The organism is Arthrobacter sp. 24S4-2 (assembly GCF_005280255.1).
Taxonomy (GTDB): Bacteria; Actinomycetota; Actinomycetes; order Actinomycetales; family Micrococcaceae; genus Arthrobacter.
The window spans coordinates 396,734-412,586 of sequence record NZ_CP040018.1 but is presented as its reverse complement, the minus strand read 5'-3'; the positions used below and the strand labels follow the sequence as shown (position 1 = coordinate 412,586).

Annotated in this window: 15 protein-coding genes; 8 read left to right on the top strand and 7 right to left on the bottom strand. The window is 67.0% G+C overall.

The genetic code is table 11. The features are described 5' to 3' along the window. Positions 1–98 precede the first annotated feature (98 nt). Positions 99–842, bottom strand: a complete 744-nt coding sequence (locus FCN77_RS02010) for a FadR/GntR family transcriptional regulator (protein WP_137320904.1) — start codon at positions 840–842, stop codon at positions 99–101. 210 nt (positions 843–1,052) lie between these two features. Here FCN77_RS02010 and FCN77_RS02005 point away from each other — a divergent pair, with 210 nt between their 5' ends. The 6 genes from FCN77_RS02005 (at position 1,053) to FCN77_RS01980 (ending at position 7,405) form a co-directional block, all read left to right on the top strand. Then, on the top strand, positions 1,053–2,417 hold the full coding sequence (locus tag FCN77_RS02005; protein WP_217496210.1) for an MFS transporter: 1,365 nt from the start codon (positions 1,053–1,055) through the stop codon (positions 2,415–2,417). Positions 2,418–2,665: 248 nt separating this feature from the next. Then, positions 2,666–4,453, top strand: coding sequence for a dihydroxyacetone kinase family protein (locus FCN77_RS02000; RefSeq protein ID WP_137320902.1), 1,788 nt, complete (start codon positions 2,666–2,668; stop codon positions 4,451–4,453). Beyond that, positions 4,450–4,920, top strand: a complete 471-nt coding sequence (locus tag FCN77_RS01995; protein ID WP_137320901.1) for a ribose-5-phosphate isomerase — start codon at positions 4,450–4,452, stop codon at positions 4,918–4,920. Before FCN77_RS02000 ends, FCN77_RS01995 begins: the two co-directional genes overlap by 4 nt. Next, positions 4,904–5,731, top strand: a complete 828-nt coding sequence (locus tag FCN77_RS01990) for a triose-phosphate isomerase family protein (protein WP_254678812.1) — start codon at positions 4,904–4,906, stop codon at positions 5,729–5,731. The genes FCN77_RS01995 and FCN77_RS01990 overlap by 17 nt, the downstream gene beginning before the upstream one ends. Then, positions 5,728–6,543 carry a sugar phosphate isomerase/epimerase gene (locus FCN77_RS01985; protein WP_137320899.1) on the top strand — a complete coding sequence of 272 codons (816 nt, stop codon included), beginning with the start codon at positions 5,728–5,730 and terminating at the stop codon, positions 6,541–6,543. Before FCN77_RS01990 ends, FCN77_RS01985 begins: the two co-directional genes overlap by 4 nt. A gap of 1 nt (position 6,544) precedes the next feature. Then, positions 6,545–7,405: a phosphogluconate dehydrogenase C-terminal domain-containing protein gene (locus tag FCN77_RS01980; RefSeq protein WP_137320898.1), complete on the top strand. Its 861-nt coding sequence runs from the start codon at positions 6,545–6,547 to the stop codon at positions 7,403–7,405. Between the two features lie 127 nt (positions 7,406–7,532). On the opposite strand, the gene FCN77_RS01975 is transcribed toward FCN77_RS01980, so the two are convergent. After that, complete coding sequence (locus FCN77_RS01975; RefSeq protein ID WP_137320897.1) at positions 7,533–8,165, bottom strand: TetR/AcrR family transcriptional regulator; 633 nt, start codon at positions 8,163–8,165, stop codon at positions 7,533–7,535. Positions 8,166–8,235: 70 nt separating this feature from the next. Here FCN77_RS01975 and FCN77_RS01970 point away from each other — a divergent pair, with 70 nt between their 5' ends. Both FCN77_RS01970 and FCN77_RS01965 read left to right on the top strand, forming a co-directional pair. Next, complete coding sequence (locus FCN77_RS01970; protein ID WP_137320896.1) at positions 8,236–8,799, top strand: cupin domain-containing protein; 564 nt, start codon at positions 8,236–8,238, stop codon at positions 8,797–8,799. A gap of 160 nt (positions 8,800–8,959) precedes the next feature. Next, the gene (locus tag FCN77_RS01965; RefSeq protein ID WP_137320895.1) at positions 8,960–9,196 is read left to right on the top strand and encodes a hypothetical protein; all 237 of its coding nucleotides are present in this window, start codon (positions 8,960–8,962) and stop codon (positions 9,194–9,196) included. 35 nt (positions 9,197–9,231) lie between these two features. Here the strand turns inward: FCN77_RS01965 and FCN77_RS01960 are convergent, their stop codons facing one another. From FCN77_RS01960 to FCN77_RS01940, 5 genes are all read right to left on the bottom strand, one after another. Next, the gene (locus FCN77_RS01960; protein ID WP_137320894.1) at positions 9,232–9,468 is read right to left on the bottom strand and encodes a hypothetical protein; all 237 of its coding nucleotides are present in this window, start codon (positions 9,466–9,468) and stop codon (positions 9,232–9,234) included. A 165-nt stretch (positions 9,469–9,633) separates the two neighbouring features. After that, positions 9,634–11,226, bottom strand: coding sequence for a histidine ammonia-lyase (hutH, locus tag FCN77_RS01955; RefSeq protein WP_137320893.1), 1,593 nt, complete (start codon positions 11,224–11,226; stop codon positions 9,634–9,636). A gap of 7 nt (positions 11,227–11,233) precedes the next feature. Then, positions 11,234–13,021 carry a urocanate hydratase gene (locus FCN77_RS01950; protein WP_254678811.1) on the bottom strand — a complete coding sequence of 596 codons (1,788 nt, stop codon included), beginning with the start codon at positions 13,019–13,021 and terminating at the stop codon, positions 11,234–11,236. 222 nt (positions 13,022–13,243) lie between these two features. Then, positions 13,244–14,068, bottom strand: a complete 825-nt coding sequence (locus tag FCN77_RS01945; RefSeq protein ID WP_137320892.1) for an IclR family transcriptional regulator — start codon at positions 14,066–14,068, stop codon at positions 13,244–13,246. Between the two features lie 257 nt (positions 14,069–14,325). Continuing rightward, positions 14,326–15,840 carry an HNH endonuclease signature motif containing protein gene (locus tag FCN77_RS01940; protein ID WP_254679078.1) on the bottom strand — a complete coding sequence of 505 codons (1,515 nt, stop codon included), beginning with the start codon at positions 15,838–15,840 and terminating at the stop codon, positions 14,326–14,328. Between the last annotated feature and the right edge of the window lie 13 nt (positions 15,841–15,853).

Sequence of the window (15,853 nt, the reverse complement as noted above, 5' to 3'; positions counted from 1 at the left end):
TCTGGTGGCTGGCGACTGCACCCAGCTGACCCAGGGCGGTCCTGTCGCCTTGACGATATCCGATGGGGCGCGGCGGCTCAATGGCCGTCCGCCAGTGGTTACTGCGCGGCGTCGTACCCGGCCAGCAGCCGGCGCGAGGCGGTGTTCATGTGTGAGGCCATGGCGTTCGTGACAGCCGCGGCGTCGTGCGACTCCAGGGCCTCGAAAATGGTTCGGTGTTCCGCGAGCGCTGCGGCGGCATGGCCTTCGTCCGTCAGCGCGCGGTCAACCCAGATCCGCAGTAGGGAGCGGATGCTCTGCAGAAGCTCCTGCAGCACCTGGTTTCCGGAGCTGGTGGCGATCTCCTTGTGGAAGGCGGCGTCGGCTTCGACGAAGGCTGCCAGGTTGTCCAGGTTCTTCTCCATAGCGTCGAGGTTGGCGCGCATCCGGTCCAGGGCCTCGTCCGTAATCCTGGCCGCAGCAAGCTGCACGGCCTGAACCTCCAGGCCGCTCCGCAGCTCAACGAGCTCGCGCGTCCTTGGCTCCCCCAGCATGAGCCCCCAGCTGAGCGTCCGCGGCAGGAGTTCGGAGACGCCGTCGCGCAGATACGTCCCGGATCCCGGGCGGACGATAACGATGCCGAGGATTTCCAGGGCGGCGAGTGCTTCGCGCACCGCCGAGCGCCCCACCCCGAGCGAGGCAGCCAGCTGGCGCTCGGCAGGGAGACGGGTTCCGGCGGCGATGTCGCCGCTGGTGAAGTAGGCCATCAGCCTCTCGGCCACCTCGGACACGACGGAACCCTGCCCCATGGAACCGAGGGCGGCACTGATTTTGGCCGTCGAGGCGGCGGAGTTAGCGGACACAGTCACAGCGTAGCAACCGGAGGCGGCCACGCACGGCGCAGCACTTGCCGGAAAGTTAACCAGTCAACCGGTTGACCAATTTACGGAACAGTCTTATGGTGGAAGTCACAGGCCTAGCGGACCCGATACGCACCACGGCGCTAAGCCTCGAAACCAGCCCCACGCCTCCAGCGCAGGATGCGGCCGGGACACCAACATCTAGGAGTCAACGTGGACACCACACAATCGGTGGTCGAAAAATCAGCAATCAGGAAAGTGGCGATCCGGCTGGTGCCGTTCGTTGCCCTGATGTTCTTCATCAACTACCTGGACCGGACGGCCATTTCGTTCGCCGGCCCCAACGGCATGAACACGGACCTTGCCCTCTCCGCGGCCCAGTTCGGCTTCGCGTCCGGCGTTTTCTTCATCGGCTACATCCTGCTCGAGATACCCAGCAACCTGGCACTGCACAAGTTCGGCGCCCGCCGCTGGCTGGCCCGGATCATGGTCAGCTGGGGCATCGTGTCCCTGCTGTTCACCTGGGTGGGCAGCGTGGAGCACCTGTACATCCTCCGCTTTATCCTGGGCGTCGCCGAGGCCGGCTTCTTCCCCGGCGCCATCCTCTTCCTCAGCCTCTGGGTTCCGTCCCGGCACCGCAGCAAGATCCTGGCCCTTTTCTACTTGGCACAGCCGCTGACCACCGTTATCGGGGCCCCGCTGGCCGGCCTCCTCATCCAGCAGCACGGCCTCTTCGGCCTCTCGGGCTGGCGTGTCATGTTCCTCGGCGTAGCCCTGCCGGCCATCATCATCGGCATCATCGCCTGGTTCTACCTCGCCGATTCCCCCGCCAAGGCCAAATGGCTCACGGCTGACGAAAAGATCTGGCTGACCGGCGCACTGGAGAAGGAAAAGTCGGAAACGGCCGCCGGCAACAGGCACGTCAGCGTCCGCACCGTCTTCGGCAACGGCAGGGTCTGGATGCTGTCCGCGATCTACTTCGGCTTCATCTACGGCCTCTACGCACTCGGCTTCTTCCTCCCGACCATCATCGCCGGCTTCGAAGGCCTCTACGGCACCAAGTTCGATGTACTCCAGAAGGGCCTCATCACGGCCATCCCGTACCTGCCGGCCGCCTTCGCCCTGTACTTCTGGTCCAAGGACGCCACCAAGCGCGGCGTCAGGACCTGGCACATCGCCCTTCCTGCCCTCATCGGCGGCGTCAGCATCCCGCTGGCACTGTTCGCCGGTTCACCGGCCGCAACGATCGCCGTCATCACCATCACGGCCATGTCCATCTTCGCCGCACTGCCCAACTTCTGGACCGTGCCCACGCAATTCCTCACCGGCGCAGCAGCCGCAGCCGGCATCGCCCTGATCAATACGGTAGGCAACCTGGCCGGCTTCAGCGCCGGGTACATCACGGGCTGGCTCAAGGACTGGACCGGCGGCTACACAGTGCCGATGTTCGTCGTCGGCGGTTTCATGCTCCTGTCCTCCGTCCTCATGGTGGTGCTGAGCCGTTCCGGCAAGGTCAGCGAAGGCGTCCCGGCCGAGGCCCTGGACCCCGCCGGAGCCGGACACCACGCAGAGCCGTAACAGAGCCAGAGCCGTAACTGACCCGGGGGTCCCCCTTACCGGGGACGCCTCCGCACCAACGCACCAAACCGGCGGTTGAGCCTGTCGAACCGATTCCGCTCCCCAACCGCCCCCTAACCTCGCAAGCTCGGTCAGGGAACCCGGCGGCCGGGGCCCCAGGCTCAACCACCACCGCCTGCCAAGCCCGCCACCGCATTCAGCCCACCCCGACAGCACGACTTCCCCTTAGTTAGGCCCAGGAGCTCCCCATGACCCGCCTGTTCAATGAACCAGCAGCCTTCGCTGACGAGATGATCGAAGGCTTTGTCGCCTCCCACGGCCGCTGGGTAAAGCGCGTCGCCGGCGGCGTTGTCCGCAACACCAAGAGCACCCCGGACACGGTGGCGCTGGTGATCGGCGGGGGCTCCGGCCACTACCCGGCATTCGCCGGCCTGGTGGGGCAGGGCCTGGCGCACGGCGCCGCGATGGGCAACCTCTTCGCTTCCCCCTCGGCCCAGCAGGTCTACAACGTGGCCAAGGCCGCCAACAACGGCGCGGGCGTACTGCTGGGCTATGGCAACTACGCCGGCGACGTCCTTCACTTCAACCAGGCCCAGGACCGCCTCCGCAAGGAAGGCATTGACTGCCGCAGCATCGCCGTCACCGACGACGTCTCGTCCGCCCCGCTGGCCGAACGCGCCAAGCGGCGCGGCATCGCCGGCGACCTCACCGTCTTCAAAGTGGCCGCAGCAGCCGCCGAAGCCGGGCACGCCATGGACCGGATCATGGAAATCGCCGAGCGCGCCAACAACCGCACCCGGTCTTTCGGCGTCGCGTTCACCGGCTGCACCCTGCCGGGCGCCGACCACCCCCTGTTCTCCGTCCCCGCAGGCCGGATGGCCGTCGGCATGGGCATTCACGGCGAACCCGGCATCGGCGAAACGGACATTCCGACGGCGGACGAACTCGCCGAGCTGCTCGTCGCCAGGCTCCTCACCGAAATCCCCGACGGCGTCACCGACGAGGCCGCGGATGGCACCCCACGCCGCGTGGTCCCCATCCTCAACGGCCTGGGCAGCGTCAAGTACGAAGAGCTGTTCGTGGTCTACCGACGCGTCGCCCAGCTCCTGGCCGAAGCCGGCCTCGAAGCCGTGGACCCGCAGGTGGGCGAACTCGTGACCAGCTTCGACATGGCCGGCACCTCCCTTACTCTTTTCTGGCTCGACGACGAACTCGAGTCACTCTGGAACGCACCCGCCGACGCCCCGGCCTTCCGCCGCGGAGCAGTCACCGCGGCGGCCCTGGACGCCGGTGCCGGAGGTACGGACAACAACGAGCTGGCCGACGTCGAACTTCCCATCCCTGACGCCACTGCGGAGTCCCGCGCCGGCGCCGTCCGGGTCCTGGCAGCGCTCGGCGCCGCGAAGGACGTGGTGGTCGCCAACGCCGATGAACTGGGCAGGATCGACGCGATCGCCGGCGACGGCGACCACGGCATCGGCATGGAACGCGGCGTCCGCGCCGCCGTCGACGCGGCCCGTGCCGCCGTCGCCCGCGGCGCCGGGGCCGCCACCACTCTGCATTTCGCCGCTGACGCCTGGGCCGACAAGGCCGGTGGCACGTCCGGCGCGCTCTGGGGCATGGCCCTGCGGGCCGTTGGTGACGCCGTGGGCGATACCAAAGCGCCCGACGCCGGAGCTGTCGCCGCCGGAGTCGCCGGCGCCGCGGCCGCGATCATGGACTTCGGCAAGGCCAAGCAGGGGGACAAGACCCTGGTGGACGTCCTCGTCCCGTTCCGCGACGCACTCGCAGCCGGCGTGAACGCGGGGCAGCCCCTCACCGAGGCCTGGGGCGCCGCCGCCACCGTCGCCCAGCAGGCCGCCGAAGACACCGCCCAGCTGCTCCCCCTTATGGGCCGTGCCCGCCCGCACGCCGGGAAGAGCCTCGGCACCCCCGACGCGGGAGCGGTATCCATGGCACTGATCGCCCGGGCAATCCACAACACCCTCAGCGAGAACACTTCCGCCGAGAACAACACAGTCAAGGAGAACGCATGAGCGCCAAACTGCGCCTGGTCATCGGAGCCGACGACGCCGGCTTCGAATACAAGGAAGCCCTGAAGGCGGACCTGGAGGCCTCCGAGCTGGTCGAATCCGTCACCGACGTCGGGGTGGATGCCACCAGCCACACCCCGTACCCGTCCGTGGCCATCGCCGCCGCCGAACTCATCGCCGCCGGCAGGGCCGACCGCGCCCTGCTGGTCTGCGGCACCGGCCTCGGCGTGGCCATCGCCGCGAACAAGGTCCCCGGCGTCCGCGCCGTCACCGCGCACGACAGCTTCTCGGTGGAACGTTCGGTCCTGAGCAACAACGCGCAGGTCCTGACGTTCGGCCAGCGCGTCGTGGGCCTGGAACTGGCTCGCCGGCTCGCCCGCGAATGGCTCACGTACACCTTTGACGAGACTTCCGCCTCGGCCGAAAAGGTCACCCTGATTAAGGACTATGAAGGTGTCACTTCCTGCTAGCACAGCACCAAATAGCACAGTACCAAAACCGAAGGCCATCATCGGCGTCAGCCTGAAGATGTACTTCGGCTACGAACGCACGCTCGAATACTGCCGCGAAGTGGCCACCATCGCGTTCGCCCACCCGGCGGTCCAGAGAGGCGACATCGAACTGTTCGTGCTGCCCACCCTGCCGGTACTGCCCGAAGCGGCCCGCATCCTGGGCACGGCGGGAGCCGCCACCGGAGCCCAGGACATCTTCTGGGAAGACGAAGGCGCGTTCACCGGCGAGGTGGGCGGCAAGACCGTGGCCGAAATCGGCGGCCGCTACGCCGAAGTGGGCCATGCCGAACGCCGCCGGATCTTCGGCGAGGACGACAGGATCATCGGGCTCAAGACGGCCGCCGCCTACCGCAACGGCCTCACCCCCGTCCTGTGCGTCGGCGAACTGCAGCAGGGATCCGTCGAGGAAGCCATCGCCCGGTGCACGGCCGAGATCGACGCCGCCCTCAACCGCGCCCAGTCCCTGGGACCGGCCGGCCGCACCATCGTGGCGTACGAGCCGCAGTGGGCCATCGGCGCACCCGAACCCGCCGCCCCGCGGTACATCAGCGCCGTCATCACCGGCCTGGACGCGCACCTGCGCACCCTGCCCGGCCAGGCGGACAGCCGGGTGATCTACGGCGGCAGCGCCGGCCCGGGCCTGATCACCCAACTGGACGCCGCCGTCGCCGGCCTCTTCCTGGGCCGGTTCGCCCACGACCCGAAGGAGCTGAAGACCATCCTGGACGAAACCGCCGCACGGCCTGCCGCGAAGAAGGTGGCCGCATGAGCCGCATCGGCCCGGGCTCAAAAATTGGATTGAGCAGCTACGCCTTCTTCTGGCAGCTTTCGGACAAGGTGTCGGAACCGCTCAGCATCCACCAGGCCCTGGAACGTACCGCGGCACTGGGCGTGGAACTCTTCCAGATCTGCGACTACGCCCCGCTGGAAGCCATGACCGACACGGAACTGGAAGCCGTGCGGGCCACCGCGGACCGCCTTGGCGTCTCGCTCGAGCTCGGCACCAAGGGCATCCGCCCGGAGCACCTGCGGAAATTCCTGCACATCGCCGGGATCCTGGGCTCGCCCCTGCTGCGGACCATGTTCAACGTCCCGGGCCACACCCCGACGGCGGAGGAAGGGGTGGCGATCTTCAAGGAAGTCCTGCCGGAGTTCGAGGCCGCCGGGGTGAAGATCGCGGTGGAAACCTACGAACAGGTACCCACGTCCCGGATCCTGGACGTCATCCGCGGAGTGGACAGTCCATCCCTCGGTATCTGCAGCGACCCGGCCAACACGGTCGCGGCGCTGGAGATGCCCCGTGAGGTGATCGACGCCGTCGCGCCTTACGTCCTGAACATGCACATCAAAGACTTTGCGTTCAGCCGCAAGGAGGGGTGGGTCGGGTTCACGTACTCCGGCGCCCCCCTCGGCGAAGGCCTTCTCGACTATGACTACATGGCCGGGAAGTTTCAGCCCAAAGAAAGAAACATCAACCAGATCGTCGAACACTGGCTGCCGTGGCAGGACTCCGAGGCGGAAACCATCCGCCTCGAAAACCAGTGGACCCAGCAAAGCATCGATTTCCTAAGGAGCAAGTGAAATGTCAGCAGAACAATTGACCGTCGCCGTCATCGGAGCCGGTGGCAAAATGGGGATGCGCGTTTCCCGGAACCTCCAGAAGAGCGCCCACACCGTCTTCTACAGCGAGAACTCCCCCGCAGGCCAGGACCGCGTCCGCGCCGAAGGCCGTGAGATCACCTCCACGGACGACGCCGTCAAGGGTGCCGACGTGGTGATCCTCGCCGTGCCGGACACCGTACTGGGCATCGTGTCCGAAGGCGTGGTCCCCCAGATGAAGGCAGGCGCGATCCTGCTCACCCTGGACCCGGCCGCCGCCTACGCCGGGCTGCTGGCCAAGCGCGACGACGTGGTCCAGGCTGTTGCGCACCCGTGCCACCCGTCCGTGTTCCTGGAGCGCACCACCAAGGAAGAATGGACCGACACTTTCGGCGGCGAAGGCGCCCCGCAGAACGTGGTCGCCGCGATCGACGAGGACGCACCTGCAGCGACCCGCGATTCGGCCGAGACCGTCATCCGCACCATCTACGCCCCGGTCATCGACGTGCACTGGGTCACAGTGAAGCAGCTTGCCATCCTGGAACCCACCCTGGTGGAGACCGTGGCCTGCATGATCGGCACCCTGCTCAACGAGGCGCTGCACGAGACCGTGCACACCGCGGGCGTTCCGGAGGAAGCTGCCAAGGCCATGCTGTTCGGCCACGTGCAGATCGCGCTGACCAACGCCCTGCGCGGCTCCAACCCGTTCTCCGAGGCCTGCGAAATCGCCATCCAGTACGGCAAGGACACCATCATCAAGGACGACTGGAAGAAGATCTTCGACGACTCCGAACTGGACGGCGTCATCGCCAAGATGCTGAAGCTGGACGCCGTCAAGCGCTAGGCATTTCCGCAACCAGAACAAGGGAACTGTCCCCGCGCCGCCGCCGGCGCGGGGGCAGTTTGCTGCGTTTGCGCCCAGTCTCCTGCGTTGGCTCCCGGATTTCTGCGTTGGCACCCTGCAACGTCAGTCAGGCCGCTGCAGTCGGAGGTCCCGATGCCACCGCCTGGCTGAGCAGGGCCTGCGCGGACCATCGCATGGACGCGACGGCCTGCTCGCGCGGGAGTCCGCCGATGTCGGTGAGCCATACAAGGGCCTCGATGCCGATCGCGCTGCGGACGGCCAGCGCCAGCGCCCGCACGTCCGCCTGAGACCAACTGCTGCGCAGCGGGAGGAGGGCCTCCTCGATCCAGGCAATGGCCCTCCCTTGCCGCAGCGGCAGCGGCGCGTTCCCGGCCTCTTCAGGTACCTCCTTGGCCTCTTCGAGGGAGAGCCGGAGCATGGTGCGCTGTTGCGCTTCGGTCCGGACGATCAGCTGCGTGAACTCGAGCACGACGGCGTCCAGCCGGGCGGCGGGATCCTCCGGGGCGTCCGGGGGAAGGAGGGAGGCCCGCGCGGTCTCCGGATGGGCTGCCGCCAGCAGCTCGCGCTGGCCCGGGAAATAGCGGTAGGCGGTGCTGCGGGCAACTCCCGCGGCCGCCGCGGCTTCGTCCACCGTGGGACTGTGCCCGGCAGCCACGGCGTCGCGCGCAGCAGCCACCAGGGCCTGGAACGTCCGCTGCTTCTGGCCCGTGCGCCCGACCGTCTGATAGGGGGTTGACATGCCATTTATGGTACTCCAGTCTTGTTATGGGATATCTGTCCCATAAACTCCTCGGCCAAAGGCGGCCCCCATGGACCACGCCAGTACGGACAAAGTCAGCAGCCCAACAGCCTTCATCCGCGGAGAGGGCCAAGGGGAACGGCGCTGGTTCTTCGGCGGCGGCGTGCATGTCTGGAAGGCCAAAGCCGAGGAGACGGGCGGGGCCTTCATGCTGTTCGAAGACCGGATGTCCGGCGGGAAGATGACGCCGCTGCACACCCACCCGGATTCGGATGAGAGCATGTTCATCCTTGAGGGCGAGATCCTGATGCACATCGACGGCACGGAACAGCGGGTGGGCCAAGGCGGGCTTGTGGTTGCACCCCGCGGCGTCCCCCATGCCTTCATGGTGACTTCACCACAGGCACGGATGCTCTGCCTGCACACTCCGGGGTGCTGCCAGGCCTTTTACTGGGATGCGAGCGTCTCCCTGGACCCGGACACCGAGGACGGTCCTGCGGATAATGCCGGTGCTGTGGATTTTGCCGGAGTTGTGGATTTTGCCGGAGTTGTGGATTTCGGCAAAGTCCAGGAGTCCGCGCGCCTGAATGGCGGGATCGAAATCCTGGGCCCGCCGCCGTTCAGCACGCCATAAGGGGACCAGCCCCAGGCCGCGGGCCCTTAAACAGGCCGCCCCTCCGGGGTTCGGTAGAGCCGAATCCCGAAGGGACAAACGCCAGACATCTTACCTTTTTTGACAAGGCCAGTAGAATGGACTGTGGCCAACCGGCGACCAGTTTAGAGAAAGTCCTGCAATGAGCTCAGCCATCATGGAATCCCAGACCACCGATATTCGGTCCATCCACCTGACCTTTTCCTCCGCGGAAGATGTTCACGGCGGTCTGGACAGCGCCGTCAAGGAACTCATCGAAGCTGCCGTCGAGGACGGCAACTGCGGTATCCGCGTGACCCGTCTCGAGCCGGGAGCCTACACCGTGGCCCTGGACGATTCCGTCCCGTTCGGCGAAACCTACGAGGACATCGCCGCCTAACTCCGCGGCTTATGTCCGAGCCCGATGTCCTGGCCCTACGTCCTGCGGACGTGGACGCCGTCAGACTTCATAAAGAGCTGTGTTTCCGATGGAACCGCGGGCACTAGCCAGAGCACGTTTCCGCTTACGGAAATTTCCTCCACTTCACCTGTGGCCACCACATGCGCGTGCTTGAGGATTTCCACCCGTTCGCCTGCTTTGAGGGTCCTCCAGTCGGAAACTGTGGCTGAAAATGCCATCCGCCTGGACAGGACCGTCCCCCGTGCTTTCATTGAACTTCTACCCCTTTGTATATGTTCGTTTGCCACAACATCTTTGGTGTGGACTTCATCACTACATCTTTAGTTCTACTACAATTCCCGGGCCCCCGCCTGTTGTGTCGCGCAGTATTTCGGGGGCGCCGGGAATTTGTCATTCGTAATGCAGAATATTCAGTTTCAGGCCAGAATTCCGACGGCGGATTCGGCGGCCGCGCGGACCTCGCCGGACGCAACCAGCCGGTCTGCGGCCTCCAGTTCCGGTGACAGGAACCTGTCCGTTCCCGGCCCGTCCACCACGTTGCGGAGTGCGGCGATGACAGCAGTGCCGGCCGGTCCCGGGGTCAGTTCTCCCCCGGACAGCTGGGTCCGCATGTCGATGGCCCGCGCCGACGTGACCAGCTCGATGGCCAGGACACGGCGCAGGTTCTCCACCGCCTTCCGGAGCTTGCGTGCCGCGTGCCAGCCCATGGACACGTGGTCCTCCTGCATGGCGGAGCTCGGGATGGAATCCACGGACGCAGGGACGGCAAGCCGCTTGTTGTCCGAGACCAGGCCGGCTTGCGTGTACTGCGCGATCATCAGGCCCGAGTCGACGCCGGGATCCGAGGCAAGGAAGGCCGGCAGCCCGTGCGAACGCGCCGGGTCCAGCATGCGGTCCGTGCGGCGTTCCGCGATGGAGCTCAGGTCGGCGACGGTAATGGCCAGGAAGTCCAGGACATAGGCCACGGGCGCGCCATGGAAATTGCCGTTGGAGCTGACCCGGCCGTCCGGCAGGACCACGGGGTTGTCGATCGCTGCGGCCAGTTCCCGGGACGCCACCAGGGCGGCGTGGTCCACGGTGTCGCGGACGGCGCCGGCCACCTGGGGTGCGCAACGCAGCGAGTAGGCGTCCTGGACCTTGGTGTCGTTGATCCGGTGCGATGCCACGATCGGCGAGTTGGACAGTACCCGCAGCATGTTGTCCGCGGACGCAGCCTGGCCCGGATGCGGCCGGAGCGCCGCGTGCAGCTCGGGCAGGAATACCTGGTCCGTGCCGAGCAGCGCCTCGACGCTGAGCGCGGCGGTGATGTCCGCCGTCGTGAGCAGCTGGCGGATGTCCGCGATGGCCATCAGCAGCATGCCCAGCATGCCCTCGGTGCCGTTGACCAGCGCCAGTCCTTCCTTCTCCGCGAGCGTGACAGGTTCGATCCCGTGTTCGGCGAGGAGTTCGGCCACAGGCCGTGCGCCGGCCGCGCCGTACAGCGTACCGTCCGGACCGGCGGCTTCACCCTCGCCCATCAGCACCAGGGCGCAGTGGGACAGCGGGGCGAGGTCGCCGGAGCAGCCGAGCGATCCGAATTCGCGGACCAGCGGCGTGATGCCGGCGTTGAGCACGTCCACCATGGTCTGCAGGACGACAGGCCGGACGCCGGTGCGGCCGGAGGCCAGGGTCTTGGCGCGCAGGAACATGATGGCGCGGACAACTTCGCGTTCCACGGCCGGACCCATGCCGGCGGCGTGGCTGCGGATCAGCGACTTCTGCAGCTGGGTGCGCAGCTCGTTGGGGATGTGCCGGTTGGCCAGGGCCCCGAAGCCGGTGGAGATGCCGTAGGCGGGGATCTCGCTGTGGGCGAGGTCGTCGATGTGCGCGCGCACCTTGGCAACCGTATCCAGGGCTTCCTGGGAGATGGTCACCCTCGCGTCGTGGCGCGCGACGGCGACGACGTCCTCGGGGGTCACGCCGCTTGAGCCGAGGGCGACGGTCAGCGATTCGTGGGTGGTAAGAGTCATGATGGGCCTACTTGCTTTCTGGGGCCACGCGGACAGGGTTCCCTGGCCGAGCTTGCGAGGTTAGGGGGTCCGTGGGGAGCATGGGGATGCGGACGCCGCGTTCCTTGGCGACTTCGACGGCGCGGGGGTAGCCGGCGTCGGCGTGGCGGATGACGCCCATGCCGGGGTCGTTGGTCAGGAGGCGTTCGAGCTTTTGGGCGGCGAGGTCGGTGCCGTCGGCGACGGAGACCTGGCCGGCGTGGATGGAACGGCCGATGCCGACGCCGCCGCCGTGGTGGATGGAGACCCAGGTGGCGCCGGAGGCGGTGTTGAGCAGGGCGTTGAGCAGGGGCCAGTCGGCGATCGCGTCGGAGCCGTCGGCCATGGCCTCGGTCTCGCGGTACGGGGAGGCGACGGAGCCGGAGTCGAGGTGGTCGCGGCCGATCACGATGGGTGCCTTGACTTTGCCTTCCTTGACGAGCTGGTTGAACAGCAGCCCGGCCTTGGCGCGTTCGCCGTAGCCCAGCCAGCAGATCCGGGCCGGCAGGCCCTCGAACTCCACACGCTCCGCGGCGGCGTCGAGCCACTTGTGCAGGTGGGTGTTCTCCGGGAACAGCTCCTTGATGGCCTTGTCCGTGACGGCGATGTCTTCCGGGTCCCCGGAGAGCGCCACCCAGCGGAACGGGCCCAGGCCCTCGCAGAAGAGCGGGCGGATGTAGGCCGGGACGAAGCCGGGGAACTCGAACGCACGGGTATAGCCGCCCTTGCGGGCTTCGTCACGGATGGAGTTGCCGTAGTCGAACACCTCGGAGCCGGCGTCCTGGAATTCCACCATGGCCTGGACATGCTTCGCCATGGAGGCCTGGGCCTTCTTGGTGAAGCCTTCCGGGTCCGCGGCGGCCTCGGTGTGCCACTCCTCCACGGTGATGCCCTCGGGCAGGTAGGACAGGGGATCGTGGGCGGAGGTCTGGTCGGTGACGACGTCGATGGTCAGCTCGCCGGCCTTGTGGCGGCGCAGGAGTTCGGGGAAGACCTCGGCGGCGTTGCCCACATACCCGACGGACCAGCCGCGGCGCTCGTCCTTGGCCTTCTGGACCTTGGCGATCGCGGTGTCGAGGTCGGTTTCCACCTCGTCCAGGTAGCGTTTGCCGACGCGGCGGCGCAGGCGGGTCTCGTCGACGTCGACGATCAGGCAGGCGCCGTCGTTCAGGGTGACCGCGAGCGGCTGGGCGCCGCCCATGCCACCGCAGCCGCCGGTGAGGGTCAGGGTCCCGGCGAGGGGTCCGCCGACTGTTCCTTCGCCGGCGGGGGCCGTGATGCGGCCTTCAGCCTGGAGCTTGCGCCCGACGGCGGCGAACGTCTCGAACGTGCCCTGCAGGATGCCCTGGGTGCCGATGTAGATCCAGGACCCGGCGGTCATCTGCCCGTACATCATCAGGCCCTCGGCCTCGAGCCGGCGGAACTCGGGCCAGTTCGCCCAGTCACCGACGAGGTTGGAGTTGGCCAGCAGCACCCGAGGGGCCCATTCGTTGGTGCGGAACACCCCAACGGGCTTGCCGGACTGGACCAGCAGGGTCTCGTCCTTCTCCATCGTTTCCAGGGTGCGGGTGATCGCGTCGAACGCGGCCCAGGACCGGACAGCGCGGCCCGTGCCGCCATAAACCACCAGGTCATCGGGGCGCTCGGCCACCTCCGGGTCAAGGTTGTTCATCAGCATGCGCAGCGGGGCTTCCGTCTGCCAGGACTTGGCGGTGAGCTCGGTGCCGCGGGCAGCTTTGACCGGGCGGGCACCGGTGGTGAAATCGGCGGGTGCCATGTGGGGCTCCTTCGTGTGCTTGATGGTTCGTCCGGCGTTTGCCGGTGATAGAAGTTCTGTATCCACTAAAGCCTGTCCGCAGCGGCGGAAACAGGGCTTTCCAGTGGGTACTGTCCGGGATTCCAGACGAGCCCTCCCGCTCCCAACTAACTCGCAGTTAACGTCGCGAAACTCCCGTTTGACGACGTTAACTGCGAGTCAGTTGGGCAGGGAGTGCGGGAATTACTTGGCGGGGCGCCCGTGGATGCGCACGGAGAGGTCGTCCGCCACTTTCCGGATGCGGGCAGCGAGGGCCGGCCACTGGTCCGCGGGGAGCTTCTCCTCGAGGAAGGTCACGGCGACCGCCGCCGTCGGCCATCCCACATGGTCGGTCACCGCGGCGGCAACCGAGCCGAAGCCAGGGGTCACCTCGCCGTGTTCGGTGGCATAGCCGCGCTGCCGGACCTGGTCCAGGTGCGAGGACAGCGCCGAGTACTTCACGATGGCGCCTTCCACTTCATGCCGGGAGGTGAACGCGGCGGCGTTCGGGTACAGGGCGCGGACCTGCGACTTGGGCAGCGCCGCGAGGATGGCCCGCCCGCTGGCAGTGAGGTGGCTGGGCAGCCGGACGCCGACGTCGGTCACCAGGGACGGGCGGTTTTTGGCCCGCTCCTCCACGATGTACAGCACGTCGCGGCCGTGCAGCACCGCAAGGTGCGCGCTTTCACCGATGACGTCCACCAGCGAGGCGAGCATCGGCCGGCCCAGCCGGGACAACGGCTCCTGGCGCGAATAGGCGGAGCTGAGTTCGAACGCGCTGATGCCCAGCCCGTAGCGCTGCTCCTCATGAAGGTGCATCACGAAGCCGTTGGCCTCCATGACCCCCAGCAGGTGGTACACACTGGAGCGCGGCAGGCCCAGTGCTGTGGCAATGTTCGACGCCGCCATGGGGCCGCGTTTTGAGGCCAGCAGTTTGAGTATGCGCAGGGTGTTTTCGGCCGCCGGAACTTTCGACGTCACCTTTGTTGCCGTTTTCGGCGCCCGCGTCGGCGCCTCGCCGTCCGCCATGTGTCCTCCACTATTCTTGGCCGGACCCGTCGCCTGACGATCGGCAGGTGTCCGGTATCCCGTACTTAAGCGTGCGCCCTGCCGGGAAGCCCGGTCAGGCCATCGACCACAAAGCTGTCCGGGATACCAGACGTTCCCCATCAGAAAGGCTACGCAACAGCAGATAGGCGAACAGGGATAGCCGACGAGGTGTCGCCGACACGGGAATGCCGACGCGTGATTGCCGGGGTTGGCACCCTCTGACCAGCCATTTCACGCTATGCGGAGAGGCTGGCCTCCCAGTCCGGCATGGGATCCTCGGGCAGCACTGCATGGGCCACTCTGGTCCTTGGGACCAAATGCCGTGATCTGATCAGGCGGGTTGGTGCAGACTGAGTCCTCCCGGCCTGAGGGGTTCCGACCTGGGTTCCTACATCCTGAGGAGTTCCTGGGCCCGGGGGAAGAGTTCCAATGTCGGGCGGTGCGAGGCCGGACGCGACAGCCCGGTTCATTCTTTCTGACGGCCCCGGCTTTTCCGGCAGTTCAGGCCAGAGGGCGGGTTCCCAGTCCGGTTGTTCGCTTTGGTAGTGGCGACCGGTGGGTGAGGTCCAGCCCGGTGGTTCGACTTTGCTGCCTGGGCCGGGTGACCAGCGGGTGGTGTGTTTGAGCCTGTGGTGCTTGGGGCAGGGTTGGGCGAGATTGGTGACATCAGTGGCGCCTCCGTCGGCCCACGCGAGGAGGTGGTCGGCGTCGTTGTCCAAAGAATGGTTGCTGCAGCCGGGGAACGAACATTTCCCGTCCCTGAGCCGAAGCCATTGACGCATAGCCTTGGGTACGCGGTAGCTGTTTCGCCCGATTTCCAACGGCGCCCCGGTTCTGGGGTCGGTCAGCACTCGGTGAAACGAGCTGGCACCGTCGGCGACAAGGGCGCGGGCCATGGACGCCGGGATCGGTCCGTACCCATCCAGGCTTCCGGGTTCTTCGGTGGTGCCGAGAAGCGAAAAAACCGGAACTGTAACCAGAACCTGAGCTTTGGGGGCAGGGACGTTGTCTGCAGTTCCGCCGAGGAGCCAGGCAGCGGAAATATCGGCCCTGAGTTGCGTGAGGGTCCGGGCCTCCGCCGGGCCCTGCAGCGCCCTCGCGGCGGCGGTGGTCCTGTTCCAGATTCCGGCCGCGGCGTCGGCAGGCAGGTAGGCCGACAACCAGGCCATGCCGTCCCGGTCCGGGGCGAAGTCCAGCCGCCGGTCCTTGGCACCGCGGACATGTCGCGTTTCCATACTGTCCGGATGGTGGCGTTCCCGCCACATCCGCGCCTTTGCCCGGAACCGGGAAGGGACAAGCTCCCCGGCTGGGCAGCCTCGTGCGGGGTTGTCCGCGTACGGGTCCAGGAAATGCGCTTCCAAAGCTGCCGCTCCGGCACTGTCAAGGCCGGCGGTCTCGTCACAGAGAATCCGCGCATGTTGCCAGGACAGTGTTCCCGTCTGGAGGGCGGTGAGGGTGAGCGGAAGCGTCGCGGTGAGTTGTTGCGCCTCGGAAAGCAAGGTCCCGGCGGTCCTCTCGCTGACTGTCAGCACACAGGCGACCTCCGCAGTCATGCCCATCTCCAGCGCAGCGTGACCGGCCGAATCCGATGAGGGTGCCTGCACGGACCGCGTTGCCTCAACATACCCGGCCGTAAACTGCACCTTCAACCCTGCAAGGCAGGCTTCCACCCGGGCGACCTCGCCGAGCCCGTCCAGGCAGTCATCGACAGACTGCCGCAGCGGGTCGAGTCGGGGAACGGTGTCAGACAGAGTGGCGGCGGAA

Coding starts and splice junctions, on each gene's coding strand:
- FCN77_RS02000 (WP_137320902.1), top strand. CDS start 2,666: ATGACCCGCCTGTTCAATGAACCAGCAGCCTTCGCTGACGAGATGATC.
- FCN77_RS01995 (WP_137320901.1), top strand. CDS start 4,450: ATGAGCGCCAAACTGCGCCTGGTCATCGGAGCCGACGACGCCGGCTTC.
- FCN77_RS01985 (WP_137320899.1), top strand. CDS start 5,728: ATGAGCCGCATCGGCCCGGGCTCAAAAATTGGATTGAGCAGCTACGCC.
- FCN77_RS01980 (WP_137320898.1), top strand. CDS start 6,545: ATGTCAGCAGAACAATTGACCGTCGCCGTCATCGGAGCCGGTGGCAAA.
- FCN77_RS01975 (WP_137320897.1), bottom strand. CDS start 8,165: ATGTCAACCCCCTATCAGACGGTCGGGCGCACGGGCCAGAAGCAGCGG.
- FCN77_RS01970 (WP_137320896.1), top strand. CDS start 8,236: ATGGACCACGCCAGTACGGACAAAGTCAGCAGCCCAACAGCCTTCATC.
- FCN77_RS01965 (WP_137320895.1), top strand. CDS start 8,960: ATGAGCTCAGCCATCATGGAATCCCAGACCACCGATATTCGGTCCATC.
- FCN77_RS01960 (WP_137320894.1), bottom strand. CDS start 9,468: ATGAAAGCACGGGGGACGGTCCTGTCCAGGCGGATGGCATTTTCAGCC.
- hutH (WP_137320893.1), bottom strand. CDS start 11,226: ATGACTCTTACCACCCACGAATCGCTGACCGTCGCCCTCGGCTCAAGC.
- FCN77_RS01950 (WP_254678811.1), bottom strand. CDS start 13,021: ATGGCACCCGCCGATTTCACCACCGGTGCCCGCCCGGTCAAAGCTGCC.
- FCN77_RS01945 (WP_137320892.1), bottom strand. CDS start 14,068: ATGGCGGACGGCGAGGCGCCGACGCGGGCGCCGAAAACGGCAACAAAG.